The following is a 23937-nucleotide window of genomic DNA, read 5'->3' as shown; positions in this document are numbered from 1 at the left end:
CACTACACGCCTATCAAGCCGTCTTATCCCACAAAGTTATCTTATCTTGGCTATACCAAACTATTGAGTTATCCTCAGCCATGGTTAGGAATACAAATTCCTCTAGCACCGGCAAGAAAAATCTCTCCAAAACCAAGGCACACCCATTCGTATATGTCTCACTTGATATATGATACTCAGTTTCTTTGTTATGAACAATCGAGCATCTTATCTGGTAAAGCAGAGTTGAAAAGTACGTACGAAAATTACCTAAAGGAGCATATGGCATCGCTGGAGAAATCAATTTCGCCAAAAAGGTATCGATTTCTGCTCTATCCGCTGCATGAGCAATTAAAAAAGCCTCCCACTTCGCAAGCGCATCTACACCAAAGACTCCATTATTATATGGAAGATCAAACACCGAGCTCACGAGTCTCCCTAAAACTTTCTGCTCTTCCATATCAACCGATCTATAAAGCCTTTTAAAATCTCGAATGGAAAACATTACACCTTGGTTTGCACGCTCAAGCTTGACGATCTGGCTTTTAAACATGAAATTCTCGATCACATGATAGATTGACAGGTATTTGGAAAGAACATCCTGCCGATCAACATATTCGCCTAGAATACTAATCACATCACCAAACTGAGAGTAACTTGAGGCAGGGTCATATTTAGCCAAAGAAGAATTGGAAGGGGGACAATTATAACTAAATGAGCGATTTATCTTATACCCAGCGCTTACCATGTGCAGCTTCAACAAAGATAATACGTTAGGGTTTTTTCTGTGCCCATCCACGCATCCGCCGTGGCAAAAAACAATCGACAGTCCGTTTGTAAAATCGATAGCGTTAACATTTGAAGCCAAGCAGAACCAAAATTCTGGGTTGGTGCTTAAATTCAAAAGCTCATTCAAGGAATCATTTGATCCAGGGGTGAGCCATATAATGTTCTTGCTTTCCTCTGCCAAATTGGTGGCAAAGGCTTTACACTCAAAACTTAAATCAGCATAAAAAAAATCAAAGCCAGCAATCACATCCTCACTAGGAATTTCTTGAATGCCTTGAAACACTCTTTCTGCAAGCCTGATGGAATAAAGGCATTTTTTGTAATCAAATTCTGGGTACGCACTAAACTTCTGCTTAAAATTCAACAGTAAGGCTTCTAAGTGAGGGAGGTTATCGTAGGGCTCCAACTGCTGGTGGCACTCTACCAATGCATCCCTTACAACAACCAAGCTTTCGACAATACTCTCGAACTCTTCACCTTCGTTTTCATCCTGAAGAAATTCGATATACTGTACTGCTCGCTCCTCATCATCACAGATATTGGTCAGCTGCTCAATTAAGAATGAATATAACGCATCTGCCTTTTTCATCATGCTACATCCATGAAAGCATTGGACCAATCGATCTCGCTTGCGAACTCCGATTTTATGAAGTATTTGAAACCGGAGAAAATTGCCACCTTATTGACTCTACCGATATTAACTTTTGCAAGATCAAGACTATTTCTGGCATCCTCATATGCATCAAGCTTGCATTTGGAAAAATTCCGGGTCAACCCACTCACAACAACATCGATATCTTGAGCATTAACGCAACACTCCCCAATCGCAGCAAAAACCGCAACCAAAGAAACCTCGCGAGCAACCCATTTGTTACCCAAATCGCCAAAATTTTCAAAACAAGCAGCATCTATGGCAAATACAGATCTAACAAACGACTGTAAGAACTCGAATGAAAATTTTTCTATGTACTCTTCCAGTCGACCCTCATCATTTTGGACACTCTCTACAAATTCCGCATTGGTAGCAATTGGTTTTTTTTCTACAAAAGACACAAGAGCTGATATGAGCTGGGAGAATTGATATTCTCCCAGCTTACGTATCTTACTGAACGACGTAGCCGAAACATCCTTATCTCGCAGAATTTTTATCTGCCCAACTTTTATTTCAGACATCATAGGCAGTATATTAAGAAACAACAATTCCAGCTGATGTTTTATGCTGACAGGTTTGTGCCCAGCATTTAACAGCAGCATCTTTTTTATTTCTTCACTTGGAGTTAGGCCAACCCAAATCTCAAACCACTGGGAGGCATCAGAAAAACAGCGTTCAAGCTCAACTTCTCCTTTCTCCTCACAGAAATTTTTAATTGCTAAAAGAATATTACCTGAGGACCCAATCGCTACCAGCTCTTCTCGATATTTTCTTCTAATTTGAAAGTCACCTAGCTCGCCATCATTCATTACTCGCTTTAAAAAAAGATCCTTCGTATCACTAATCACTTTCAACCGATGCGTTCTTTGCAGCCCGTCCAGTATCTTAAAATCACTATCAAGAAATGCACCACCAGCTAAGCCACCAGCGGTAGAAACCAACGTTATTGAGGGAATATGCGCCTTATCCAAGACCGTATTTATCATGCGATCCAAATAGATATTACTGACAATAGATCTCTGTACGCCATATGAGCTATAGTTACTCGGTAACGCCGCCAGATACTCCTGCAAAGTGGCCTTAACCAGATAACAGCTACTGCCCCCTTCCCGCTTGACGTCCAAAATCTGGAATTTCATTTCCCTCTCCCCTTTCCCTGATTACCGAGACAAACACAGTGTAAATACGCCGAAATTAGAGAGCGCACATGGTGTAAAACCTCACCAAAAAAATTAGCCTGTAAGGATTACCCCTAGCCAAGACCATTTCGAATATACATCGCCCATACCTCTCAGGTGAGTATAGCGACGCAGAGAATTCCAATCTCGATGTCCCGATACACTCGACACTCTCGGAATGTCCCAATCCATTTCAAACAGCCGGCTAACCCCTTCATGCCGCAGGTCATGGAAATGCAGATCTTCGATTCCCAAGAGGGGACAGGCCCGAGTGAAGGCCGCCGACACTGACTTACCATTGTAGGGAAAAATCTCCTTTTCCTTTTTAGGCATGGACTGAATGATTGCCCACGCCTCATCGGGCAGATGACACCACACATCATTGCCGATTTTCTGCCCCGGGTTTTTCATGTCCCGCACCAAGACAGCTTGCCGGGCGCAGTCGAGATCGTCCCAGCGTATTTTGGTGATTTCCTCCTGCCGGCGCGTCGAGAAAATCGCAAAGGCAATGATCTTCGGCATATTGATCTGGGCTTTGCGCCGCGTCTGCATCTCGAAGAAATGCACCATGAGCTTGTCCAGTTCCTCCAGTGTCGGCCGGCGGTTACGCTCTTTACTCTTGCTAACCATTCCCAACCTTCGCAAGACCCGCCGCGCATCCGGCATGGCCAGCGGATCTACCTCATAGCCCCAAGCCGGCCGCGCCACAGAGAGGACAGCACCTAAGTGCGCCAAATCGTTACCGACTGTCTGCGCCTGCACCCCACCGCCCTTCTCGCTCATCCGCCATTGTGCGAATTCGACCAGCTTCTGGCTGGTCAAATCCGAATCGTTGATCTCACCCAACCAGGTTTCCTTGATCGCCTTTAACGTCGCATTTTTGGTTTTACCAAGTGGTCGGATCTTCTCGTACTCATCTAGGTACTGCTCGATCATCCTCCTGATCGTCACGCCATTGCGATTTGCGCGCTCTATGGCACCCGGCTCTGACAACTCCGTCTCGCGCCGCTTGATCCAGGCCTGGGCGGCCAGCTTGCGGTCGAAGGTCTGGCTTTCCTGATAAACTGTCCTCCCGTCCCGATTGATCCGTATCTGCGCCGTGTAGGCCGTCGAGTTGTCCTTGCGCTTGCGTGATGTGATCGTGCCCATTTCCAGTTGCTACATTGCTGATCTTGCTTGCTACATTGTAGTAATCGCTCTCAGAAAACAAGGAATAATGGGTAAAAACCGCTGTATAAAAGATCAGTATCAATGAATTTAGAACAACCTGAAACACCAGCAATTACTAGACTTAACCGTTCTGAGCCGTCTCGCCGCTTCAGTGTGGCCCCGATGATGGATTGGACAGATCGCCACTGCCGCTACTTCCTGCGCCTGCTATCCAAAAACGCGCTGCTTTACACCGAAATGGTCACCACGGGCGCATTGCTCAATGGGGATGCCGAACGCTTTTTGCGTCATGACGAGACTGAGCATCCGCTGGCCCTGCAGTTGGGCGGCAGTGTGCCGGCCGATTTGGCGGCGTGCGCGCGTATGGCTCAGGATGTGGGTTATGACGAGGTGAATCTTAATGTCGGCTGCCCGAGCGATCGGGTGCAGAACAATATGATCGGCGCCTGCTTGATGGCGCACCCGGCGCTGGTTGCCGACTGTGTGAAGGCAATGCGTGATGCGGTGTCTGTTCCGGTTACGGTCAAGCACCGGATCGGCATTAACGGGCGCGATAGCTACGAGCAGTTGTGCGATTTTGTCGGCACAGTTCGTGATGCGGGTTGCACCAGTTTTACCGTGCATGCGCGTATCGCCATTCTGGAAGGGCTGTCGCCGAAAGAGAATCGCGATATCCCCCCCCTGCGTTATGATGTGGCTGCGCAGTTGAAAGCCGACTTTCCTGAGCTGGAGATTATTCTCAATGGCGGGATCAAGACGCTTGAGCAATGCCAGGAGCATTTGCAGGTGTTCGATGGTGTGATGCTGGGCCGTGAGGCCTACCACAACCCGTACATTTTGGCCGAGGTTGATCAACTGTTGTTTGGCAGCACTGCACCTGTGATTTCACGGGCCCAGGCGCTGGCGTTGTTACGGCCCTATATCGCAGCGCATATTGCTGCGGGCGGCTCGATGCATCACATCACGCGGCACATTCTGGGGCTGGGCCAAGGGTTCCCAGGCGCCCGACGCTTCCGCCAGTTGCTGTCGGTGGATATCCATAAGGCCAAGGATCCACTGGCCCTTCTGGATCAAGCTGGGGAGCTGCTGGAAGGCCGCTAAACCAGGCGCAATCAAAAAGGGGCCGTTCCTGCACAGGACGGCCCCTTTTTTGATGCTGCAGCTTTTGGATCAGTGACGCTCGAGCGCATTCACCAGGTCGTGGAACGCTTCACGGTTGGAGTCGTTGAGCCCCATCAGGATCTTGTGGGCTTCAAGCACCTTGACCCGAACCACTTCTTCGGACTGGTCCTGCGAAGGCAAATCTGTCAGGCACTCAGGGCATGGGATTGGCTTGCCGATGATGTTGAACACCTGATCGAAGCCCATCGATTGCAGCAGACGGGTGATGTCTTCGTGGGTGGTGACCACCGTTGGCAACAGGCCTATTTTTTGACGCGACAAAATCGACAGTTTCGCCAGCAAACCCAGTGTGGTGCTGTCGATACTGCGGGTTTCGGTGAGGTCGATCACGATGGCGTTAAAATTCAGCGCCGTGAAAATCCTCTCGATTGTCGCATCCAGTGCCGAACACAACGTCAGACGCACTTCACCCACAAACTTCAGGACGAAGGTGCCATCCTGTTCGGCGAACTGAATTCTACCGGTACTCATTTAAGATTCCTGCTCAACACCAACAAGGCGATATCATCCGGCATCTCCCCTAGCGTAGCTAATCCAAAAACCTGGCGCAGACCATCCAGGCTGCCGCCTGCTGTTTTCACCAATTGCGGTAAAGCAGCTTCTTTCTCTTTGAGCGTAGGCTCGGTCAAAAGATCCAGTATCCCGTCTGACATCAGCGTAAGGCTGAAGGTTTCAGGCAGTTTCAGCACATGATCCTCGTACGTGGCTTCGTTGAACAAGCCAACGGGCAGCCCTCGCCCTTCGAGATAACTAACGCTGTCAGGAGTGTAGAGCACCGGCAGTGGCAGGTGTCCGCCAATGCTGTAGGTCAGCAAGCCGGTTTCTTCATCAATCACCCCACCCACCATGGTTACGTGCTTGCCCAGCTTGCAGTTGATCAGGCCACGGTTGATGTGCCCAAGCACTTCGGAAGGCTTGAACTCCGGCAGGCTGCCATTGCGCTTGGATTCAAACAGCAGGCGTGTGGTCATGAACTTGAGCAGCACCGTGACAAACGCTGAAGACGCGCCGTGACCGGAAACGTCAGCCAGATAGAACGCTACCCGACGCTCGTCGACTCGGAAGTAGTCAACAAAATCACCGGACAGGTACAGCGATGGAATGATCTGATGAGCGAAGTTGAATTCATCAATGGACCAAGGGCTGACCGGCAGCATGTTCATCTGCACCTGCCTGCCCGCGTTCTGGTCTTCCTGCAGTAAATGCAGGCTGGCCTCGAGCTCGCGGTTGGCAGACTCAAGCTTGTCGCGATAACGCTGATTCTCAAGTACTAAACGCGCACGATCCAGCGCCCGGTGTACGGAGTGCTCCAGAACGGCGAGATCTTCGAGCGGCTTGATCAGATAGTCGGCAGCGCCAAGACGCAACGCCTCGACCACATCACTCATCACACCTGCGCCCGAGATGACGATCACAGGCGTTTGCGACGAGCGCAGGGTGACCTGGCGAATCAGCTCCAGACCACTCATTTGCGGCATGCGCAGGTCACAGATGATTAAATCTGGCTGCTCTAGCTCGAACACCTGAAGGCCTTGCAAGCCATTACTGGCCTGAAGGACGCTGAAGCCGCTGTCTTCCAAGTAGGCCGCCAGGCTGGCGCGCACTACGTCGTCGTCATCAATGATCAGCAGCGTGGCACTGGTTTTTTGCATGTGGGCAAACGGCGCCAGAATTAGGTTGTCGTGGAGGCTCGATTACGTCGAGCTCAGCGACTGAATTGGCTTGTGAACATCCCTGATTCAAATCGACTGTGTTGCTCGATCCTACAAAGGTGCCCGTGTAAGGCGCAGACGGTACTCCCATCCGCGGGGGGTTTCAAGCTCAGGCCGATGGTGGCTTGAGGTGTTCGTCACGTTAAATTCCCGCGGGTTATAAGAACCACGAATACGGCAACTAAAACCAAGGTCAGAAGTGTTCTAAAGCAGACTATTTCTCATCTGCAACAATGCAAAAAACGGCCACCCGGGCCGTTTTTTGCGCACACGCCGAGCGACTTAAAAGTCGTCGACAACCTGCCCGTCCTTGACTTTGAATTCGCGGTTTTGCAGATACGCATTGCGGATAAAGATGTACTTGTCGCCGGTGATCAGTTTTTCGGCCGACAACAAGCTGGCGCGGGTATCGATCAAGTCCATGCCGATGGTCATGTTACGTGCCGGGATATCATTGATGTAGCGGTACGGTTCGGTGAAGGAGTCAGGGTAAATGCCGACCGCGTCACGCACGGTGCTCGGGCCCAGTAACGGCAGCACGACGTAAGGACCGCTTTCAACGCCCCAACGGCCCAAGGTCTGACCGAAGTCTTCGCTGTTGCGATGCAGGCCCATTTTGGTGCCCAGGTCAAAGAAACCGGCTACACCCAGGGTGGTATTGAGCAACAAACGAGCGGTGTCTACACCGGCGGCGTGAGGCTTGGCTTGCAAGACATCGTTGGCCAGGTTTCGAATATCACCGATATTGCGGTACATGTTGTGGATGCCATCCTCCAAAAATTGCGGAGTGATGTACTGATAGCCTTGAGCAAGCGGCTTCAAGGCGTAGGTATCAATCGTGTCGTTGAATTTGAAAACCACACGGTTGACCCCTTCCCACGGGTCATCTTCGGAGGCTGCATTGGCAGCAAATGGCAGCATGGCCACACCGGCACAGACACATAATTGAGCAAGACGATCGGTCCAGCGCATAGCAAAACTCCCTGAAGTTACTTGATACTTGGGCGCTATGCCCTGAGTCAGGCCCGTAGTATAACGGTAAATCTGTTTTAGGCAGCCCCCAAGCAAGCCTCAAAACAGACTTGTATTAACGATAGACGTTCCGCCCTCCGCAATTCTTTTATCCCGCTGGGCAATGTACCCAAGTGATTTTGATAGAGATCATGCACTCTGGACACGAGTGGATTAATCTAGAAGTTCACTTGCAGACCTTTTGTTCACTGCCAAGGTCTACATCAGAGCCTATCAATAAAGGATGAATGCTATGCCTGCCCGCGAACTGCAAGAACAACTCGACACCCTGCGCGAGCAACTGGAACAGAATCCACCGCTCACCCAAGAAGAGCGTGATCATTTGAACCAGCTCTCAACCCAAATCCAGGCTCAGATCGACATCGAAAAGGCCACCAACGATTCCAGCCTCGCCGACAGCGTCAACCTCGCGGTAGAACGCTTTGAGGTCGAGCACCCTACCCTGGCCGTGACGCTGCGCAATATCGTGCAAACCCTGGGTAATATCGGGATCTGACCTGCCCGCTACAGCCCATACACTCGCTCCCACAGTTGATCAATTGCAAAAAAGCCCCGACTCACTTCACATGAGCCGGGGCTTCGTTTTGCTACTCAGGCTGTCAGAGCCCTGATTGACCGCTCAACGCCAGGTCAAGCAGCTCGCGGTTGGCCACCGCGTACATCGCGTAGTCGTTGCCGGTTGCGGCCCGCAGATCGACCAGCATCGCGCGCCAGCGCTCAACCATCGAGTTATTCTGCTCAAGCCACAGCGCCAGGCGCGCTTCGATACTTTCGCCAGCATCCGTCATCTGCAATACCGAGACGGTAATTGCACGCTGCTGCCAGTCGATATCGTCGCGGAACGCTTCGCGGGCCAGCGCCTGCCAGTTGTTCTCAACCGGCAAGTTGCTGATCTGCTGCAGGTACCAGGTCAGGTCCAGTGCGCTGCCAACGGCGAAGTACGCCTTGGCCACATCAGCGGCATTTTGACCGGTCACATCCGACGCTTCGATGATCGGCAGCAAGGTGTACAGGTGCGTAGTACCGGCCACCATCCGTGCCAGCAACTCCGGCACGCCAGCCTCGACGTACGCCTGGTAGCGGGTCTGCCAGCCTTCGCGGGTAGGACCTTCCAGCAATTCGTCGAGCTTGAGGCCCAACGCTGCCAGATGCGGACCGAAGTGCGCCACATCGCGCGCCGCGTCCAGTTCGTTGCGACGGCTGCGCAGGAACCAGCGTGTAGCACGGCGGCCCAGACGCATCAGCTCATCCATCAGCGCCAGCTGGATTTCAGCCGGCACCTGATAGTCCAGCGCTTCGATCTGACGGAACCAGTGCGGGAGGTGGAAAATATCGCGCACGATCACGTAAGCACCAGCTACGTTGGCTGCACTCATGCCGGTCGACTCTTTCAAGCGTTCGACAAAGGTGATGCCCATGTGGTTGACCAGATCGTTGGCAATCTGGGTGCTGACGATTTCGCGCTTCAGACGGTGACGACGCATGGCTTCGGCAAACTTGCTGACCAGCATCGGCGGAAATGCGGTTTCCATGTCGCGGGTCAGGTAAACGTCGTCAGGCACCTGGGAGTTGAGCAAGGCCTCCTTGAGGTCGATCTTGCTGTACGAGATCAGCACCGACAGCTCGGCACGAGTCAGGCCATGACCGGCCGCGACACGCTCGTTAAGCTGCTCTTCTGACGGCAGGAACTCAATGGCACGGTCCAGCTTGCCACGGGCTTCCAGATCGTTCATCAGGCGCTTGTATTCGGCAATCCGCTCATAGGCACGACGGGCCGCCAGCGAGATGGCCTGGGTCTGCTTGTAGTTGTTGCCCAGCACCAGACCGCCCACTTCGTCGGTCATGCTGCCCAGCAACTGGTTGCGCTGCTTCTCGGTCATATCGCCAGCCTGCACCACTTCATTGAGCAGGATTTTGATATTCACTTCGTGGTCAGAGCAGTCCACGCCGCCAGCGTTGTCGATAAAGTCGGTGTTGGAGCCACCGCCATTAAGGTTGAACTCGACACGACCCAACTGGGTCATGCCCAGGTTGCCGCCCTCGCCCACTACCTTGCAGCGCAATTCGTTGCCATTGACGCGCAACGCATCGTTGGCCTTGTCGCCAACATCGGCGTGGCTTTCGCTGCTGGCTTTGACGTAAGTACCGATACCGCCGTTCCACAGCAGATCTACTGGCGCCTTGAGCAAGGCGTTGAGCAGTTCGGTCGGGGTCAACTTGTCGGCACTGATTGCGAAGCGCTCTTTCATCTCGGGCGAGATAGCGATGCTTTTCGCGCTACGAGAGAAGATACCGCCGCCCGCAGACATGATGCTGGTGTCGTAATCCGACCAAGCCGAACGCGGCAGGTCGAACAGGCGCTGACGCTCAACGAAGCTGTTCGCAGGCTCTGGGTTCGGATCGATAAAGATATGCAGATGGTTGAAAGCCGCGACCAGTTGCAGCTTGTCAGACATCAACAAGCCGTTACCGAACACGTCACCGGCCATATCGCCGACACCGACCACGCTGATGCTGTCTTGCTGAACGTTGATCCCGCGCTCTTTGAAGTGACGCTGCACGCCGACCCAGGCGCCCTTGGCGGTAATGCCCATTTTTTTATGGTCATAACCGGCCGAGCCGCCCGACGCGAACGCATCACCCAGCCAGAAGCCGTAATCGATGGCGATGCCGTTGGCAATGTCGGAGAACGTTGCAGTGCCCTTGTCGGCGGCAACCACCAGGTACGGGTCATCATCGTCGTGACGAACGACGTTCAATGGCGGCACCAGTGCGCCGTCCTTGAGGTTATCGGTGATGTCCAGCAGGCCGGAAATAAAGATCCGGTAGCAGGCAATCGCCTCAGCCTGGATCTCGTCACGGCCGCCACCCAATGGCAGGCGACGCGGCACGAAACCGCCCTTGGCGCCCACCGGCACGATGACCGAGTTCTTCACTTGCTGGGCTTTTACCAGGCCCAGCACTTCGGTACGGAAGTCTTCTTCACGGTCCGACCAGCGCAAGCCGCCACGAGCAACGTTACCGAAGCGCAGGTGCACGCCTTCGACCCGAGGCGAGTACACGAAGATTTCAAATTTCGGTACAGGTTTTGGCAGCTCTGGAATCAGGTGCGGATTGAACTTGAAGCTGAAGTACGAACGGTTATGACCGTTGGCATCCGGCTGGTAGAAGTTGGTGCGCAGAGTGGCTTTGATCAGGTCCAGGTAACGACGCAGGATGCGGTCTTCGTTGAGCACCTGAACATCGTCCAGTGCCGTCAGAATCGCCTGTTCCAGACGCAGTTGCTTGTCTTCCAGGTCTTCGGCCGTCAGTTTGCGCGCCAGATAGAAACGGGTCTTGAACAACCGGGTCAACTCGCGGGCGATGTCGGTGTGGTTGTTCAGGGTGCTGGCGATATAACCCAGGTCAAAGCCCAGGCGGATCTGTTTCAGGTAACGGGCGTAAGCACGCAGCAACGCCACATCACGCCACGGCAAACCGGCAGTCAGTACCAGGCGGTTGAAGGCATCGTTCTCGGCGTCGCCGCTGACGATATGCACGAATGCATCCTGCAGCGTGTCGTTGAGTTGCTGGATATCCAGATTCAAGCCTTCGCCAGCAGTAAAGGCGAAGTCATGAATCCAGAACTCACGACCATTGGCATGACGCAGACGGTACGGGAACTCGCCCAGTACGCGCAGGCCAAGATTTTCCAGAATCGGCAGCACGTCCGACAGCGCCAGCGGTGTATCAGCGTGATACAGCTTGCAATGCAGCTCCTGACCGGCACTCTGGCCCAGCGGCTGATAGAAGCTCATCACCAGCGGGTTTTTCTCGCTGAGGCTCATCAGGTGTTGCATGTCGACCACGGCTGAGTGCGCGGCAAAGCGCTCGCGGTAACCTGCCGGGAAGCCCTTGGGGAAGTCCGCCAGCACTTTGGTGCCATTGGCCTCGCCGAAGCTCTCAACCACCAGGCTGGCGTAGTCGTCCTGCCAGCTGCGACAGGCCTGGATCACTTCTTTTTCCAGCAACAGCGGGTCGATATCGATCCGGTTTTTCGGATCAACCCGCAGAATCAGCTGCACACGGGCCAGCACCGACTCAGAGAAGAAGGTCCAGAACTCGCAATCCGACGCTTGCAGACGCTCCATCAGCACCTGCTGGATTTTCTGCCGAACTTCGGTGGAGTACACATCACGCGGCACGTAAGCCAGGCAGTAGCAGAAACGGCCATACGGGTCTTTACGCAGGAACACGCGAATCTTGTTGCGCTCCTGGATTTGTACAATCGACATCACGGTGGTGAACAGCTCATCCACAGGTGTCTGGAACAGGTCATCGCGGGGCAGTACTTCAACTACCTGAGCCAGTTCCTTGCCCAGGTGAGCCTTGGGCTGGAAGCCGGAGCGGCGCTCGATCTCCGCAACCTTGCGACGGATATAAGGGATTTCCCGCACGCTTTCGCCGTACACCGAAGAGGTATACAGGCCCATAAAGCGGCATTCCTTGATCACCTTGCCGTCGGCATCGATCTGACGGATCGACACATAGTCAGGGTAAGCCGGGCGATGAACGCGGCTTGGGTGCGCAGCCTTGGCAAACGACAGCAGGGTCGGCATGCGCAGGTAGCTGACGGCGTAATCTTCAATCCGCAAGTCTTCGGCGGTCAGGCCGGAGCGCAGCAGCTTAGTCAGACCGAGGAAAGAGTCGGCGTCATATTCGATATGCCCGCCATCTGCCTCGTCACGTACCACAAATTCTTCGTAGCCCAGGAAGGTGAAGTGGTTACCCACCAGCCATTCCAGGAAGCTCTTGACCTCGGCCTTTTCACCAGCATCAACCACGTACTGGCAGTTGTCGACACTCGCCAGCAACTCCTGAACCTTGGCCTTCATTGGCTCAAAATCAGCCACGGCAATACGCACTTCGCCCAGAACCTGCTCCAGTTCCTTGCTCAGCACATTCAGTTCAGCGGCATTGGCGCAGCGATCGATTTCCAGATACATCAGCGACTCTTGCGAGATGCCTTCACCGGTAGTGCCCTTGGGCAGGATTTCCAGCAACTCGCCCTTGCTGCCACGGCGTACGCTCAATACCGTGGTTTGCAGGGTGTGGATGCTGTAACCGCGACGGTTCAGCTCGGTACGCACCGAGTCCACCAGGAACGGCAGGTCGTGATGCAGTACTTCGACCGCAGTGTGCGTCGACTGCCAGCCGTGACGTTCGTAATCAGGGTTAAAGACCCGCACTTGCGGCTGGGCCGGGTCGAAACGCTCCAGCAAACGCCAGGCCGACAGCGTGCAGCCTGCCAGGTCGGACATCCGACGTTGAGTGAGTTCATCCAGAGAAATGATGCCGAAGAATTGCTCAGCGAACAGCGCCACTTGTGGCAGTGCCTGTTCACTGATGTGCTGCGCCAGTGCTGCTTGCAGTTGATGCTGGAAGTCGGCTTTGCTGGCTGCGGTGAAGAACGCCATCTGTGGTACTCCGCTTGGGCTTGTTATTGAGAGAAGCGTCGCGTGTTATTCCCGCGTGGGGAGCTGCCAATACTGTGCAAGGCCGGACTTGGCAATTCACCTGCAAAACACAGCATGACAGGGAGGTGAAGCTGGCCGTGACCCGCGGGTCACATTCACGTTCCAGGATGGGTATCTACAAAAACGACTGCCGGATAAACAGGCTGTGCCTTTAGAGATAACTATCACCGCGCAGCTTAACGATTGAGCCGTACAGCCTGCTTACGGTGCGGCGACATATTCGGTCATCGGCACGCAACCTCAAGCGCGGTTACTGAACAACCCTAGCATTCACACGCGAAAAACCTTCATAAAAGCCCCGTAGTTTCTGTAGCGCATATTAGAAAATACTGAGCTTTTAGCCCATTGCACCATTCAAACCAGCACAAATCGGTTCAGGCTGGCAAAATTGGCTTCTGTTCGACCTACCCGCGCCCAGAGCGCCAGGAATTTCCCATGCAAATGACCACCGACCACCTGCTCGCCAACCCGTGCGATGACGAAGAAGACAACATGGCCATGCTGTGCTGCCACACGGATCAGGGCGAAATGTTCCTGATGACCCGTTACCCGGACGAAGACGAGCTGGAAATCACCCTAGAAGACGAGCCCTCGACACTGGACGGGATCAAAGTCACCTTGAGCCCGACCCGCCTGCTGATTGAAATCAGCGCTGGCGATACTGACGTGCTCAAGGGCGACGACCATCTGGAAATCCTTCACAACACCGCAGCCGCAGACCTGGCCGAAGTCGAAGAGACCTTGCAGAACATCCTCAAAGGCACCGGCACCTATATCAGCGAGCTGAATTAACTCTCGAGCCTTGCAGGGACCATTGTGGGAGCGAGCTTGCTCGCGATGCAGGCGAAGCGGTGTATCTGGCACACTGCACTAATACCATCGCGAGCAAGCCCGCTCCCACAGTTATGCACCTCCACTGAAGCTCACAGATAGCACCGCCATGCCCCCGATCTTCGATGCCCACTGCCATATCATCGACAGCGCTTACCCGTTGATTCCCAACAATGGCTATCTACCCGACTTTTTCAGTGTCGATGATTACCTGTCGCGGGCAGAACCGCTGGGCATCGTCGGTGGCGCCGTGGTTTCCGGCTCATTTCAAGGCTTTGATCAGACTTACCTGATCGCTGCCTTGAAGCGGCTGGGGCCAGACTTTGTGGGGGTCACGCAACTTCCTGCCAGTGTCACCGACGCCGAGCTGCAAACCCTGCACCAGCACGGCGTACGCGCCCTGCGCTTTAACCTCAAGCGCGGTGGTTCAGAGCAACTCGATCAACTCGAAACACTGGCCAGGCGCGTATATGAGCAGGTGGGTTGGCACTCGGAGCTGTATATCGATTCACGCGAGCTGGAGGCCATAGAAACCCGCCTGCGACGCTTGCCTGCGTTGAGCATCGACCATCTGGGGTTAAGCCATGAAGGCCTGCCCTGCCTGCTGCGTTTGGCCGAGCACGGCGTACGCGTCAAGGCCTGTGGCTTTGGTCGGGTCGACTTTGCCGTACCGCACGTGTTGCAACAGATCCATAGCGCCAACCCCAACGTCCTGATGTTTGGCACCGACCTGCCGTCAACCCGTGCTCCCCGCCCCTTTGCCGACAACGACATCCCACTGTTGATTGATGCCCTGGGTGAAGACGGTGCGCGCAGGGCCCTGTGGCAGAACGCAAGGGCGTTTTACTTTTAGCCCTTGAGCCGACTCATCACAATCACGCTACCCACCACGATTGCAGCGCCCACAACCACCCCGGCCGAGACGGGGCTGCCCAGAACAACCGCCGCCATCACCATGGCCACCGGCGGGATAAGATACATCACCCCTACCGAGCGGCTGACCTCGGTATGCGCCAGCACATAGGCCCACAACAGATACGCCAGGGCACTGGGGAACAGACCTAGCAGCAATATCGCCCAATTGACTCGAGCCGGAGCATTGCGCACTTCATCTACAAGCCCAGGCCAATAGGCACACAACATCAGCGTCCCGGCCCAGACCATGTAACAGACGATGGTCAGCGGGCTATAGCGATTGCCATAGTGCTTTTGCAAGGCGAAGTAGATGCTCCACGACAGCGCAGCCACTAGCAGCAGTAACCCTTGAGGGCGAAACTCACCAACACCCTTGTCCGCCCAGATCACCAGCACCACACCAACCAGCCCCACCGCCACCCATAGCCAGCGCCAGCGGCTCACCGATTCCTTGAGAAAAATGGCGGCAATTAGTGTGCTGAACAACGGCGCCGTCTGCGCCAGTACACTCGAAGCTCCCGGGCTGACCCAGCGCTGGCCCATATTCAACACCACGTGATGCAACACCACCGCAAAAAAACCCAGCAACATCAGCCATGGCACATCACGCAGCCGGGGCAGGCCAATCCCGGCAAACAGCGCAATTACAGCCATAAAGGCCGATGCAATCAAAAACCGGAGCAAAGCCAGATGCCCCGGTGTATAGCTCTCCAGGCCAATATGAATGCCGATCGGTGAATATGCCCAACACAGCACAACGGCGGCCATGGCCGCGACAAGCTTGAGAGAAAACGACACGTTGACGACCTGTACACCCGAATGAAGTAGCGAGCAGTGTTTATCGCGCTCGCAAGCGGCCACAAGTGAGATATAAAGAGCCCAGAATTCATCAGGAGTGAACAATGGAGCTCAGCCAGTTGCGCATGGTCAAGGCCGTGGCAGAGTGCGGCAGCATTGCACTGGCCGCCCGGCAGTTGCATTGCGTGCCGTCCAACATCACCACCCGTATCAAACAGCTCGAAAGCGAGTTGGGAACTGCGCTGTTTACCCGCGCAGGTCGGGGGCTGTGCATCAGTGCGGCGGGCCAGGTGTTTCTGGGTTACAGCGAACAGATCCTGGCCTTGGTCGATCAGGCCAAACGCGCCGTAACGCCCCACGCCGTGCCCACCGGCAAGCTGCGCATCGGTGCTATCGAGTCTTGCGCCACGGCCCGACTGCCACCCTTACTGGCGATATTTCATCAGCGCTACCCGCAGGTATCGCTGGAACTGGTGACAGGCAAGTCGCAGCAATTGCTTGAAGACGTAAAACACCACCGCCTTGACGGCGTACTGGTCGCAGGCCAGATCAACCTGCCCAAACTGTCCAAAACAACGCTGTATCACGAACAACTGGTGTTGATTGCCAGCCCCGAACTTGAGCCTCTCGCACAACTGGGCGATGTGCATCAACACACCGTGTTCATGTGGCCTGTGGGTTGCCCGTACCGTGCGGCACTGGAGAACTGGGTGGCTGAGCACCGCCTGCAAATCAACAGCGTCGATTACGCCAACTGGGGCAGCATTATTGGTTGCGTCAGCGCAGGCGCAGGTCTGGCACTGGTGCCGGAGAGCATCCTGCAGCGCTTTGGCGGGACCGCGCACCTGACTACCTATCGCTTTGCCGAACTGGCGCCCATGCCCAACCTGTTTTTCTGGCACAGCGAAACCGGCCTGCACGGGCCGCGAGATGCCTTTGCGGCGCTGTTGACGGAGCATTTTCAGGCGGACCTGCCTGCGTAGCAGCTGCCGAGGAACGAAGGCTGCGTTCGACGACGCAGTCGTCGCAAATCAGGCGCCTCGGTGTGTCAGCGATATTGAGTTCTCAGGTTTTACGACGACTGCGTCGCCGAACGCAGCCTCGTTCCTTCGGCAGCTGCTACGGGATGCCCGTCAGCTTTCATACCTCCCAAACCCCATACAGATGAGCACCATTCTCAACAACCCTGCGCATTTCAGATTTTTCCATAAAAAGCCCCCCCGCCATTAGTCCGCAGCACCCTCAATGGATTAAAGTAACGCCCCCAGCCCCGGCGTAACTCTTGCGCCGCCGGTGTCCTTTTCAGGAACAGTCATCGATGGAACATCGTGAAGCGCTGCTTGCGCTGCGAACCTTTCTCTCAACGCAGATCCTCGGTCAGGAAAAACTCATCGACCGCTTGCTGATCGCGTTGCTCGCTGACGGCCATATGCTCGTCGAAGGCGCACCCGGTCTGGCCAAGACCAAGGCCATCAAAGAACTGGCTGAAGGCATTGAAGCGCAGTTCCATCGAATTCAGTTCACCCCCGATCTGCTGCCCGCCGACATCACCGGTACCGAGATCTATCGCCCCGAAACCGGCAGCTTCGTGTTTCAGCAAGGCCCAATCTTCCACAACCTGGTGCTGGCGGACGAAATCAACCGTGCCCCGGCCAAGGTCCAATCCGCCTTGCTTGAAGCCATGGCCGAGCGCCAGGTCAGTGTCGGGCGCAGCACGTACGAACTGTCACCGCTGTTTCTGGTGATGGCCACGCAAAACCCCATCGAGCAGGAAGGCACCTACCCGTTGCCCGAAGCCCAGCTCGACCGCTTTCTGATGCATGTCAAAATCGGCTTCCCGGACGCTGCCGTCGAACGGCGCATCCTGCAACAGGCCCGTGGCGAAGCCCTCAACGGCGAAACCAAGCCAGAGCGCAGGGTCAGCCAGCAGGCTATTTTCGCCGCACGCAAGGAAATCCTCGGGCTGTACATGGCCGATGCCGTGGAGGAATACCTGGTGCAACTGGTGATGGCGACCCGTACCCCAGGCAAGTTCGACCCCGAGATGGCCGACTGGATCGCCTACGGCGCCAGCCCTCGAGGCTCAATTGCGCTGGATCGTTGCGCGCGGGCCCACGCCTGGCTGGCCGGGCGCGACTTCGTCAGCCCCGAAGACATCCAGGCCGTGCTGTTTGACGTGTTGCGTCACCGCATCATCCTGTCGTTCGAAGCCGAAGCCGCCGGTATCGACCAGGACCGCGTGGTGCAACGCATCCTCGACGTCGTTGCCGTTGCCTGACCGATGAACAACCCTCTGCCCGCCGAACCCGGAATCCGCGTCACCCTCGCCGAGCTGATCGAGATGCGCCATCGGGTGCGCGAAGTGCAACTGTTCTCCTCCCCCAGCCAGCGCAGCCCGCTGGTGGGGTTGCATCACTCGAAATTACGCGGGCGCGGGGTCGACTTCGACCAGGTACGGGTCTATCAGGCCGGTGACGATGTACGCACCATCGACTGGCGCGTTACGGCACGCACCCAGGAGCCGCACACCAAGATGTTCCATGAGGAACGCGAGCGGCCGATTTTCATCCTCGCAGAACAAAGCCGACGGCTGTTTTTCGGCTCGGGGCTGATGTTCAAATCAGTGCTTGCCGCCCAGGCCGCCAGCCTGATTGGCTGGGCCGCACTGGGGCACAACGACCGCGTCGGCGGGCTGGTGTTTGGCGACCACGAACACTACGAAATCAAACCCAGACGCAGCAAGCAAAGCCTGTTGCAGTTGCTTAACCGGCTGGTGCGGGTCAATCAGTCATTGCACACCGAGGTGCAATCGGACCGCGATGCCCTGGGCATGGCGCTGATCCGCGCCCGCGAAGTACTGCGCCCCGGCAGCCTGGTGATCGTGATCTGCGATGAGCGCGCCCTCACCGACGCCGCCGAGCAGCAACTGAGCCTGCTGTCGCGCCACTGCGACCTGATTCTCCTGCCGCTGTCCGACCCGCTGGACCACGCCCTCCCCGCTGCCGGGCTGTTACGCTTTGCCGAGCGCGGCGCCCAGCTGGAACTCGATACGCTCAACTATGATTTGCGTCAGGCCTACCGCGCCCAGGCCGAAGCCCGGATCGCCCGCTGGGAACTGCTGGCGCAAAAACTGCGGGTGTTGCTTATGCCGCTGAGCACCCAAAGTGAAATGATCGAACAACTGCGCGAATACCTGAACGCCAAACGTCCCGGCAAAGCCTCATGAAAGAACTCGAACAGTTGCAACCCCTGATCACGCCCCCGGCGATTGGCCTGTGGCCACCAGCGCCAGGCTGGTGGGTGCTGCTGATTGTGCTGCCCGCGCTGGGTTGGGGGCTGTGGTGGCTGCGCCGCTACCTGCCCGCCAAACGCCAGCCAGGTCGCACCGAGCAGCCACTGGACCCGGTTCGCCTGGCGGCCCTCGAGGAACTGGCACGCTTTCAAAAGCCCTACGACGGCGCGCCCGCCGGTGCCTGGCTGCAACAGCTTAACGGCCTGCTCAAACGCCTGTGCCGCAACCACTACCCGTACAGCCAGAGCCATACGCTCAATGGCCGCAAGTGGCTGGCCTTCCTCGATAACCGCTGCCCTGCAGCCGGGTTGACCCGCTGGATGGTGCTGGTTGAAGGTGCCTACAAGCCCGAATGCAAGCTCGATGACAAAGCCATCGCCGGGCTTAATCAGGCGGTGGAAACCTGGATTCGCAAACATGTTTGAATTTGCCTGGCCGTGGCTCTTCGCCCTGCTGCCTCTGCCCTGGCTGATGCGCCTGGTGCTGCCGCCTGCCGACAGCGGCGAAGCGGCGCTGCAGGTCAGCTTTCTCGGCGACCTCGAGCAACTGGTGCAACGCAAGGCACGAGCCAGCATGCCCTCCTGGCGCCAGCAAATTCCCTATGTGCTGCTATGGCTACTGCTGTTGACGGCAGCCGCCCGCCCGCAGTGGCTGGGTGAGCCGCTGCCGATAGCCGCCAGTGGCCGTGATTTGCTGGTGGCGGTGGATGTATCGGGCTCGATGGACTACCCGGATATGCAATGGCAGGGCGAAGACGTCAGCCGCCTCGACCTGGTCAAAAGCCTGCTCGGGGACTTTCTGGAAAACCGCGAAGGCGACCGCGTCGGGCTGATCCTGTTCGGTAGCCAGGCTTACCTGCAAGCGCCACTGACTTTCGACCGCCACACCGTTCACACCTGGCTCAACGAAGCGCGGATCGGCATTGCCGGTAAAAACACTGCCATCGGCGACGCCATTGGCCTGGCGCTCAAGCGCTTGCGCCAACGCCCGGCACAGAGCCGGGTGCTGATTTTGATCACCGACGGCGCCAACAACGGCGGCCAGATCGACCCGTTGACGGCAGCACGCCTGGCTGGCGATGAAGGCATAAAAATCTATCCGATCGGGATTGGCGCCGACCCGCAGGAAAGCAGCAGCAAGGGCATGTTCAGCATAAACCCAGGGGTCGATCTTGATGAACCGGCCCTCGAAGAAATCGCCAAAATAACCGGTGGCCAATATTTCCGTGCCCGCGATGGCGGTGAACTCTCGGCCATCAAGGACACCCTTGACCAACTTGAGCCCGTGGCCCAGCAGCCGACCCAGGCGCGCCCGGCGCATGCACTTTACAGTTGGCCATTGGCCGTTGCCCTGCTGCTAAGCGTACTGCTGGTGATACGCGAACTGTGGCCCAACAACCCCGTGCAACGCTGGCTGAGCAAGGAGCATTTTTTGCAGCAACACCCTGACTGGCGCGCACGGCTCAAACGCCTGCGCCTGCGTAGACGCCGATGAGCGCACTCTGGCCACACTGGTTTCGTCCCGAATGGCTGCTGGTCCTGCCGCTGCTCGGCTGGCTGCTATGGAAGCGCTGGCACCGGGAAAAGCGCGCAGGTCGCTGGCAGATGATCCTGCCGGTCGCCTTCCATCGCGTACTGCTCAGCGGCGGCAATGGCCGCAACAGCAAGTTACCGTGGATTGCCCTCGGGCTCGGCTGGCTACTGGCAGTGCTGGCATTGCTCGGCCCCAGCTGGCAACGGGTTGAGCAGCCCACACAAAAACCCGCCGACCCGCTGGTGGTCATGCTTGAGCTGACCCCCGAGATGCTCGCCACCGACAGCTCGCCCAACCGGCTGGAGCAGGCGCGCCGCAAGCTCTACGACCTGCTGCAAAACCGCAGCGATGCGCAAACCGCGGTGATCGTCTACGCCGGTAGCGCCCATACGCTGGTGCCGCTGTCCGATGATCTGGCCACCAGCCGCAACCTGCTTGAGGCCCTCAAGCCATCAATCATGCCGCAACCGGGCCATCGCGCAGACCTGGCGATTACCAAGGCCCTGGCCCTGCTCGATCAGGGCGCCCTGGGCCAGGGTCGTTTGCTGCTGATCACATCTTCGCTCAGCGAACAGGAGCGTAACGGCATTCGCCAGGCGCTGAATGGCCACACCCCACAGTTGCTGATACTCGGGATTGGCAGCCGCGAGGGAGCGCCGGTGGTTGACGAAAACGGGCAGTTCCTCAAGGACGATCAGGGCGCCATCCTCCTGCCGCGCCTCGACAGCCCAAGCCTGCGCTCATTTGCCCTGGATGTGGACGGGCGCTATCGCCAGGCACGTCTGGATGACAATGACCTGCGCGGGCTGGGCCTGCTCGACGGCCCTCAACACCTGCGCGATGACGGCCAGACCCTGCATCTGGATACCTGGGCTGACCAGGGTTACTGGCTGTTGCTGCCACTGTTGCTGCTGGTTGCCTGCGCTGGGCGGCGCGGCTGGCTGTTCTGCCTGCCCTTGCTGTTGATATTGGCGCCCCAACCCGGCTATGCCATGAGTTTTACCGATCTGTGGCTGCGCCCCGACCAGCAAGGCATGCGTCTGCTGCAGCAAAAACAGCCGCTGCAAGCCATCGAGCACTTCAGCGACCCGCTCTGGCAAGGTCTGGCGCTCTATCAGGCGGGCGACTACGCCGGTGCCGCGCTGCGTTTTGCCGAGGTCAACAACGCCAGCGCGCACTATAATCGCGGCAATGCACTGGCCATGAATGGCGAGCTGGCCGCGGCCATCGATGCCTATGAACAGGCGCTTGAGCTGCAACCCGAGTTGCAGGCCGCCGCACAGAACAAGGCCTTGGTCGAACAGTTGCTTGAACAGCAGCAAGCCCAGGCCCAGGCTGAGCAAACACCCGAGCCCCCTCCTGCACCTGCCGAGTCTGAAACCCCGCTCAGTACCAGCGCGCAGGGCGCCTCCAGCACCACGGCGCAGAATGAAGACAACAGCTCGGCCAGCGGCTCCACCACCGAGACGCCTGCTAACGAGCAGCTCGCACCGGGAACAGCCCCGAATGCCGAGGCCGAGCCAGGTGAAGAACCGCCCACGCGCCCGCCGGCACCGGCGGCCAACCAGACCGACGAAGAACAGCGCCAGGCGCTGGAACAATGGCTCAGACAGATTCCCGACAACCCCAGCGAATTGTTGCGACGCAAATTCTGGTACGAACAGCAGCTACATCAGGACACGCCTAAATGAACCGCCTCTGCGTTTTGCTTCTTTTGCTGTGTTGCTGGACCCTCCCCGCACACGCCCTGGGATTGGCCGCCAGCGTTGACCGCGACCAGCTCAACTCCGGTGAAACCGTGGAGCTGACCCTGGAATCCGATGACGTCACGCTGTTCGGCAAGCCGGACCTGACACCGCTGGACGGGCTGTTTGAAGTCCGCGGCACGCGCCAGGTCAACCAACTCAACAGCATCAGCGATGACAACAAGGGCACCACCCGCTGGATCATCACCCTGCAACCCAAACAAACCGGGACGGTGGTTATTCCGGCGCTGCAAATCGGCAATTACCACAGCCAGCCGATCAACCTCAACGTGACCCAAAGCGTGGCCAGTGACAATGAGCTGGCCCCGGTGTTTATTGAAGCCAGCCTCGACCAGCCCAGCGTCTATGTGCAGGCCCAAGCGTTATTGACCCTGCGCATCTACCATTCCGTAGCGCTCTACGACGACAGCAACCTGACCCCCTTGCACCTGGACGACGCCATCGTCGAGCAACTAGGTGAATCGCGCACCTACGAAAAACTGATCAACGGCATACGCCACGGCGTGATTGAGCGCCGCTACGGGATTTACCCGCAACACAGCGGCGAGCTGATGATCCCGGCTCAAACCTTTAGCGCCACCCAGGTCGACAGCCAGCAGGCCACGGCCCCTGCCCCGCTAGGCCCCAAACCTGGAAAAATGGTCCATGTGACCTCGACCGAAATCGCGCTGAATGTCCTGCCCAAGCCTGAAGCCTACCCGCCCAATGCTCCATGGCTGCCTGCGCGCAGCTTGAGCATGAGCGAAACCTGGAACCCCGAACCGGACCATACGCTGGTCGGTGAGTCGCTGACCCGCACACTCACCCTCAAGGCCGAGGGCCTGTCCAGCGCCCAGTTGCCGCCACTGCCCGCCACTGACGTCAACGGCTTGCGGCGCTATCCCGATCTGCCGCAGTTGAGCAACCAAGTCACCGAAAGCGGCCTGATCGGCAGCCGCGAAGAGCGCGAAGCACTGGTGCCGACACGGGTCGGCCAAATCGAGCTGCCCGCTGTCGAAGTGGTGTGGTGGAACACCCATGAAGACCACCTGGAACGCACTTATCTGCCCGCCCGTACACTAATGGCTGCGGCCAATCCCAACCTGGCCGTGGACACTCCCGCCAGCGGTACGCCGACGGCATTGAGCGAAGAGTCATCGCTGTGGATCTGGCAGCTCAGCACCCTGTTCCTGGCTTGTACCACCCTGGCGAGCCTGGGCCTGTGGTGGCGTGCGCGCTGGCAACCGGCAATATTGCGCGCAGCGCAAACCGGACCCAGCCCGCGCACCCTGCTTGACGACCTGAAACGCGCCAGCCTGGCCAATGACCCGCACGCCACGCGCCAGGCACTGGATGCCTGGGCACGGCAACAGCCGGAAACCCTGGCCGACATGGCCGCGCGCTTTGTGTTGCTGTCCGATGCCCTCGATGGCCTCAACGGCGCGCTGTACAGCGAAACCGGCCAATACTGGCAAGGCGAAGAACTGTGGAAGGCGATTCGCAGCATCCCTGCCGCCGAACGCGAGCAAGACACCGCCAGCGAACCGAGCAGCCTGCCACCGCTCTACCCTAAATAATTTCACGGCAACCCGTGCCCGCTTGAGCGAGCGGGT

19 protein-coding genes are annotated in these 23937 nt (G+C 56.9%); 11 read left to right on the top strand and 8 right to left on the bottom strand.

The genetic code is table 11. The features are described from left to right. Positions 1-13 precede the first annotated feature (13 nt). The 3 genes from U5A05_RS10770 to U5A05_RS10760 all read right to left on the bottom strand — a co-directional run bounded on the left by U5A05_RS10770 (position 14) and on the right by U5A05_RS10760 (position 3747). The gene (locus tag U5A05_RS10770) at positions 14-1360 is read right to left on the bottom strand and encodes a hypothetical protein (RefSeq protein WP_321836332.1); all 1347 of its coding nucleotides are present in this window, start codon (positions 1358-1360) and stop codon (positions 14-16) included. Beyond that, complete coding sequence (locus U5A05_RS10765; RefSeq protein ID WP_321836331.1) at positions 1357-2559, bottom strand: hypothetical protein; 1203 nt, start codon at positions 2557-2559, stop codon at positions 1357-1359. The genes U5A05_RS10770 and U5A05_RS10765 overlap by 4 nt, the downstream gene beginning before the upstream one ends. Before the next feature lie 93 nt (positions 2560-2652). Further along, positions 2653-3747: a site-specific integrase gene (locus U5A05_RS10760; RefSeq protein ID WP_321836330.1), complete on the bottom strand. Its 1095-nt coding sequence runs from the start codon at positions 3745-3747 to the stop codon at positions 2653-2655. Between the two features lie 102 nt (positions 3748-3849). Between U5A05_RS10760 and dusA the strand changes: the two genes are divergently transcribed. Continuing rightward, positions 3850-4869 carry a tRNA dihydrouridine(20/20a) synthase DusA gene (gene dusA / locus U5A05_RS10755; RefSeq protein WP_321836329.1) on the top strand — a complete coding sequence of 340 codons (1020 nt, stop codon included), beginning with the start codon at positions 3850-3852 and terminating at the stop codon, positions 4867-4869. A gap of 69 nt (positions 4870-4938) precedes the next feature. On the opposite strand, the gene rssC is transcribed toward dusA, so the two are convergent. The 3 genes from rssC to U5A05_RS10740 form a co-directional block, all read right to left on the bottom strand. Then, entirely contained in the window at positions 4939-5421 is a 483-nt protein-coding gene (gene rssC, locus U5A05_RS10750) for an anti-sigma factor antagonist RssC (RefSeq protein WP_010657349.1), read from the bottom strand. Continuing rightward, positions 5418-6602 (bottom strand): two-component system response regulator RssB, encoded by a 1185-nt coding sequence (rssB, locus tag U5A05_RS10745; RefSeq protein WP_261742063.1) that lies wholly within the window; start codon positions 6600-6602, stop codon positions 5418-5420. The genes rssC and rssB overlap by 4 nt, the downstream gene beginning before the upstream one ends. Before the next feature lie 342 nt (positions 6603-6944). Then, positions 6945-7634 (bottom strand): MlaA family lipoprotein, encoded by a 690-nt coding sequence (locus tag U5A05_RS10740; RefSeq protein ID WP_261742062.1) that lies wholly within the window; start codon positions 7632-7634, stop codon positions 6945-6947. 292 nt (positions 7635-7926) lie between these two features. Here U5A05_RS10740 and U5A05_RS10735 point away from each other — a divergent pair, with 292 nt between their 5' ends. Continuing rightward, positions 7927-8190 carry a DUF4404 family protein gene (locus U5A05_RS10735; protein WP_261742061.1) on the top strand — a complete coding sequence of 88 codons (264 nt, stop codon included), beginning with the start codon at positions 7927-7929 and terminating at the stop codon, positions 8188-8190. Between the two features lie 103 nt (positions 8191-8293). Here U5A05_RS10735 and U5A05_RS10730 read toward each other — a convergent pair whose 3' ends face one another. Next, entirely contained in the window at positions 8294-13150 is a 4857-nt protein-coding gene (locus U5A05_RS10730) for an NAD-glutamate dehydrogenase (RefSeq protein ID WP_261742060.1), read from the bottom strand. 495 nt (positions 13151-13645) lie between these two features. Here U5A05_RS10730 and U5A05_RS10725 point away from each other — a divergent pair, with 495 nt between their 5' ends. Beyond that, entirely contained in the window at positions 13646-14002 is a 357-nt protein-coding gene (locus U5A05_RS10725; RefSeq protein ID WP_321836328.1) for a hypothetical protein, read from the top strand. Positions 14003-14150: 148 nt separating this feature from the next. Further along, on the top strand, positions 14151-14894 hold the full coding sequence (locus U5A05_RS10720; protein ID WP_321836327.1) for an amidohydrolase family protein: 744 nt from the start codon (positions 14151-14153) through the stop codon (positions 14892-14894). Here U5A05_RS10720 and U5A05_RS10715 read toward each other — a convergent pair. Beyond that, a complete protein-coding gene (locus U5A05_RS10715) occupies positions 14891-15724 on the bottom strand; it encodes a DMT family transporter (protein WP_321836501.1) in 834 nt (277 codons plus the stop codon). The genes U5A05_RS10720 and U5A05_RS10715 overlap by 4 nt on opposite strands. Before the next feature lie 134 nt (positions 15725-15858). Between U5A05_RS10715 and U5A05_RS10710 the strand changes: the two genes are divergently transcribed. The 7 genes from U5A05_RS10710 (at position 15859) to U5A05_RS10680 (ending at position 23901) form a co-directional block, all read left to right on the top strand. Beyond that, positions 15859-16737, top strand: a complete 879-nt coding sequence (locus U5A05_RS10710) for a LysR family transcriptional regulator (RefSeq protein WP_261742057.1) — start codon at positions 15859-15861, stop codon at positions 16735-16737. Positions 16738-17072: 335 nt separating this feature from the next. Further along, the gene (locus U5A05_RS10705; RefSeq protein ID WP_003444726.1) at positions 17073-18032 is read left to right on the top strand and encodes an AAA family ATPase; all 960 of its coding nucleotides are present in this window, start codon (positions 17073-17075) and stop codon (positions 18030-18032) included. Between the two features lie 3 nt (positions 18033-18035). After that, the gene (locus tag U5A05_RS10700; protein ID WP_261742056.1) at positions 18036-18980 is read left to right on the top strand and encodes a DUF58 domain-containing protein; all 945 of its coding nucleotides are present in this window, start codon (positions 18036-18038) and stop codon (positions 18978-18980) included. Beyond that, a complete protein-coding gene (locus tag U5A05_RS10695) occupies positions 18977-19471 on the top strand; it encodes a DUF4381 domain-containing protein (RefSeq protein ID WP_261742055.1) in 495 nt (164 codons plus the stop codon). The genes U5A05_RS10700 and U5A05_RS10695 overlap by 4 nt, the downstream gene beginning before the upstream one ends. Next, positions 19464-20540, top strand: coding sequence for a vWA domain-containing protein (locus tag U5A05_RS10690; protein ID WP_261742054.1), 1077 nt, complete (start codon positions 19464-19466; stop codon positions 20538-20540). Before U5A05_RS10695 ends, U5A05_RS10690 begins: the two co-directional genes overlap by 8 nt. Continuing rightward, a complete protein-coding gene (locus tag U5A05_RS10685; RefSeq protein WP_321836326.1) occupies positions 20537-22270 on the top strand; it encodes a vWA domain-containing protein in 1734 nt (577 codons plus the stop codon). The genes U5A05_RS10690 and U5A05_RS10685 overlap by 4 nt, the downstream gene beginning before the upstream one ends. After that, entirely contained in the window at positions 22267-23901 is a 1635-nt protein-coding gene (locus tag U5A05_RS10680; protein WP_261742052.1) for a BatD family protein, read from the top strand. Before U5A05_RS10685 ends, U5A05_RS10680 begins: the two co-directional genes overlap by 4 nt. The last annotated feature ends 36 nt before the right edge of the window (positions 23902-23937 follow it).

This window comes from Pseudomonas kulmbachensis (assembly GCF_963681935.1).
GTDB lineage: Bacteria > Pseudomonadota > Gammaproteobacteria > Pseudomonadales > Pseudomonadaceae > Aquipseudomonas > Aquipseudomonas kulmbachensis.
Note: the sequence above shows the minus strand (reverse complement) of the source record. Positions and strands in the feature narration are given on the sequence as shown.